Origin of the sequence: Nitratireductor rhodophyticola, from assembly GCF_019891355.1 — a bacterium.
In the GTDB taxonomy this organism is placed as follows: Bacteria; Pseudomonadota; Alphaproteobacteria; order Rhizobiales; family Rhizobiaceae; genus Nitratireductor; species Nitratireductor rhodophyticola.
The window spans coordinates 1-489 of sequence record NZ_JAHSSF010000016.1; the positions used below are offsets into that span (position 1 = coordinate 1).

Genomic DNA, 489 nt, shown 5'->3' on the forward strand with positions numbered 1-489 from the left:
GAGCGTTGTGAGCGGGGCGGGACGAAAAGGTTGCGAAAGGCGGAGAAGATCGAGATGAAATGCTGTAGGCTCCCCGGCGATCGGAACCCCTGCATTGAGCGTTCTCGTTTTCGCAGCGGCACGTGCGAATTCTCCGCACGGTTGTTCAAGCCCTTGTGCGAGCGGTGCTCGATCTGCGGCATCACCTGCCGCTTGGCTGTTCCGTAGGAGCGGAGCTTGTCGGTGATCATGCGCTTCGGTGCGAGCCCCTGCTTCTTCAGCAACCGCGTCAGCAAGCGCTTGGCGGCCTTGGTGTTGCGCCGGGTCTGGACGATCTCATCGAGCACATAGCCATCCTGGTCGACGGCACGCCACAGCCAATGTTTCTTACCGGCGATCGTGATGGCGACCTCGTCGAGGTACCAGATATCATTGCGATCCGGCTGCTTGCGGCGCAGGCGCCCAGTATAGTCCGGCCCGAACTTCCGGCCCCAGCGGCGGATCGTCTCG

At 62.2% G+C, this 489-nt stretch carries 1 protein-coding gene; it reads right to left on the reverse strand.

Going from position 1 to position 489, the window contains the following annotated elements; all coding sequences use genetic code 11:
* Positions 1 to 489 (reverse strand): IS6 family transposase (locus KUG85_RS21045; protein ID WP_223006763.1); only part of this gene is annotated, 489 nt, incomplete at both ends.